This is a genomic window from Sandarakinorhabdus sp. (genome assembly GCF_031422795.1).
Lineage (GTDB): Bacteria > Pseudomonadota > Alphaproteobacteria > Sphingomonadales > Sphingomonadaceae > Sandarakinorhabdus.
In genome coordinates, this window is the sequence record NZ_JANPML010000438.1 from 1 (window position 1) to 3,017 (window position 3,017).

At 65.9% G+C, this 3,017-nt stretch carries 4 protein-coding genes; 2 read left to right on the top strand and 2 right to left on the bottom strand.

From position 1 onward, the window contains the following. On the top strand, window positions 1-488 hold a 488-nt coding region (locus RMO81_RS14990), incomplete at its 5' end, for a nitroreductase family protein (RefSeq protein WP_310476731.1). A gap of 143 nt (window positions 489-631) precedes the next feature. On the opposite strand, the gene RMO81_RS14995 is transcribed toward RMO81_RS14990, so the two are convergent. After that, window positions 632-1,483 carry a dienelactone hydrolase family protein gene (locus tag RMO81_RS14995; RefSeq protein WP_310476732.1) on the bottom strand — a complete coding sequence of 284 codons (852 nt, stop codon included), beginning with the start codon at window positions 1,481-1,483 and terminating at the stop codon, window positions 632-634. 125 nt (window positions 1,484-1,608) lie between these two features. Here RMO81_RS14995 and RMO81_RS15000 point away from each other — a divergent pair, with 125 nt between their 5' ends. Next, window positions 1,609-2,016, top strand: a complete 408-nt coding sequence (locus tag RMO81_RS15000) for a hypothetical protein (RefSeq protein WP_310476733.1) — start codon at window positions 1,609-1,611, stop codon at window positions 2,014-2,016. A gap of 44 nt (window positions 2,017-2,060) precedes the next feature. On the opposite strand, the gene RMO81_RS15005 is transcribed toward RMO81_RS15000, so the two are convergent. After that, window positions 2,061-3,017, bottom strand: a 957-nt coding sequence (locus RMO81_RS15005; RefSeq protein ID WP_310476734.1) for a divalent metal cation transporter, incomplete at its 5' end; no start/stop codon positions are given.

Sequence of the window (3,017 nt, forward strand, 5' to 3'; positions counted from 1 at the left end):
ATACCGAACGCAACATGGCCGGCGTGCCGCACAGCCGCGAGTTCCGCACCGGCACGGCATTCGAAGGCGTCCACCGCGAACGCCAGATCGGCGTTGCCAAGCAATTGTTCAGCGCCATGGGCATCGCGCGTGATGACGCGCCCGCCCGGATGGACTGGGTGCTGCGCGGCTTCCGCCAGTTCGATGCGCCGGTGTGCGTGATCATCACTTACGACAAGGTGCTTTCTGGCAGCGACGACACGCCGTTCGATTGTGGCGCGGTTTCGACCGCGCTGGTCAACGCCGCTTGGTCGCGCGGGCTGGGCGCGGTGATCAACAGCCAGGGCATCATGCAATCGCCCGTGGTGCGCGAACATGCCGGCATCGCCGATGATCAGGTGATCATGAAAGCCGTCGCCATCGGTTGGCCGGAGGAAAGCTTCCCCGCCAACGCCGTGGTTTCGGAGCGCAAGAGCGTTGACGAAGCGGCGCGGTTCGTGGGGTTTTGATCTTACCTCTCCCCGCCGGGGAGAGGTCGACTCGCGCGGAACGAGCGGCGGGAGAGGGGCGGTCTTGCCTTCGGTGTGCAGACCCCTCTCCCGGGCCGGCTACGCTGTCTCTCGACCTCTCCCTCGTGGGGAGAGGTGACGGCTTACACCCCGCTCGCCTTGAAATGCGCCAGCAGCCGATCCCACGCGTCCGTGCCGGCCGCCGCGTTGTAGCTGGGGCGGTAATCGGCGAGGAAGCCGTGATCAGCGTCCTTGTAGAGCATGATGCTGCTTTTTGAGCCTTTCAGCTTGGCCTGCATCGCCTCCACATCGGCGACCGGAATGCCCTTGTCGAGCGCGCCGTAGAGGCCGAGCACCGGGGCCTTGAGATCGGCCACCACTTCCATCGGCCACTTGCGCCCTTCGGTGCCGGGGTCACCCTTCAGGCGGCCATACCAGGCGCCGCCGGCCTTCAGTTCGGGGAAGCGGGCAGCGGCCATCCAGGTGACCGCGCCGCCCCAGCAGAAGCCGGTGATGGCAACCTTCTTGGCATGCACGAATTTCTGGGTGCCCAGCCAGTCGAGTGTGGTCTTCACATCGCCCATCACCTGTTCGTTGCCGGCCTTGGCAACGATGGCGCGGATGGCAGTGAAATCGGTGAGCTTGGCCAAAGTCTTGTCGGGATCGCCGCGGAAGAAAAACTCCGGCGCGATGGCGACATAGCCGGCCTTGGCAAAGCGACGGCAGACATCCTTGATCCATTCATGGACACCGAAAATTTCGTTCACCACGATCACGGCGGCGTGTTTGCCCTTTCCGGCTGGGCGGGCGACAAAGGCGGGCAGGCCGCCGGGCAGGGTTTCCCAACCGCTGATCAGGCCGTCTTCGGGCGTCTTCACCGGCTCGGCATTGGCGCCCACATCGAACGCGGCATAGCCGGCGGCAATCAGCACAGCGCGGCGCGACAGGGTCAGATCGTCGGATTCCGTGCCTTCGGGGCGGGTGAGCGTCACCATGATAGGGTTCCTTGTTGATGCGTTGCGTCAGAATAGGCGTTGCCCGGGGCCTTGCAAGCCGGCGGGCCTTGCGGTTGCCGCAAAGAAGATTACATTATGGCAATGTTTCTCAAAGAGGTGCCACCATGCTGATCGCGCTCGTCTCGCTTGCCCTTGTTGCTGCCCCAACTGCTGCCCTTGCGGGCAAGCCCGCTGCGGTTGATGCAGCGATGATCGGCCAGCATCGCAGCTGGATCGATGAACAGGCGCGCTGGAACGCCCAGCACATGGCGGCGGCCCGCCGGCTGGAGGCGGTTGCCGCCGCGCTGCGCCGACATGATACCAGCTTTGATCGCCACGGCAGCGAAATGCGCGACCATGAACGCCGCATCATTGCCAAGGGCCACAGCCCGGATGACAAGGCCCGGCACCTGGCGCTGGCAGCAGCCCATGCTCAGGCGGCAGAAAGCCACCGCCGGCTGATGGCCGAAGTTGCTGATCTGGAACGCACGATCACCGAAAATCTGACGGCGAGCCGGTTCCGGCCGCGCTGATACCGGCCGCGCTGATACCGGGCGGCGTGCCGGGCGGTTGCGTTTCAGAGCAGCGCCATTCCTGCCGCCGCCACCGTCATCAGCAGAACTGCGCCCCAGCCCAGTAGTGCTTGCGCGCCGCGCGCCCGGAAATTCCCCATCACGGCGCGGCGGCTGGCCAGCAGCATGATCGCCAACATCACCGGCACCGCCACCAGCCCGTTGACCACTGCTGACCAGAACAGTGCCAGAATCGGATCAATGCCGATCAGATCGAGCGCCAGCGCTGCGGTGACGGCGAGGAAGATGACGCCGTAAAAGCCGCCGGCCTCGCGGGGTTTCAGCTCAAGACCGGCGCGCCAGCCCATCACTTCGGCAAGCGCATAGGCCGCAGAGCCCGCCAGCACTGGCACCGCCAGCAGGCCGGTGCCGATGATGCCGCAGGCAAACAGCGCGAAAGCGAAATCGCCGGCAATCGGCCGCAAGGCAGCGGCGGCATCGGCGGCCGTGGCAATGCTGGTCGTGCCGGCACCGTGCAGCGTGGCAGCCGTTGCCGCGATGATGCACAACGAGATCGTCATGGTGACAAGGAAGCCGGCGGCGCTGTCTTTCATCAGCCGCTGCAGTTCACGCGGCGCGGCGCGCGGGCGTTGCAGCAACGGGCGGGCGTGTTCCAGCTGCATCTCCTCCAGCTCCTGCGCGCTCTGCCAGAAAAACAGATAGGGGCTGATGGTGGTGCCCAGGATGGCGACCACGGTGGTGGCGCTGCCGGCGGGCAGGCTGGGCCACAGGCCGGCCAGCGCCGCGCGCCAGTCCACGCCCACCGCCAGCACCACCAGCACATAGGCCAACAGCGACAGGGTGAGCCATTTCAGCAGGCCGACATAGCGATGATAGGGCACGAAAATCTGCAGCCCCAGCGACAGCACGGCAAAGCCCACCATCAGCGGCAGGCGCGGCAAGCCGGTGACCAGGCGCGCGGCCTCGCCCATGGCGGCGATATCGGCGGCGATGTTGAAGAT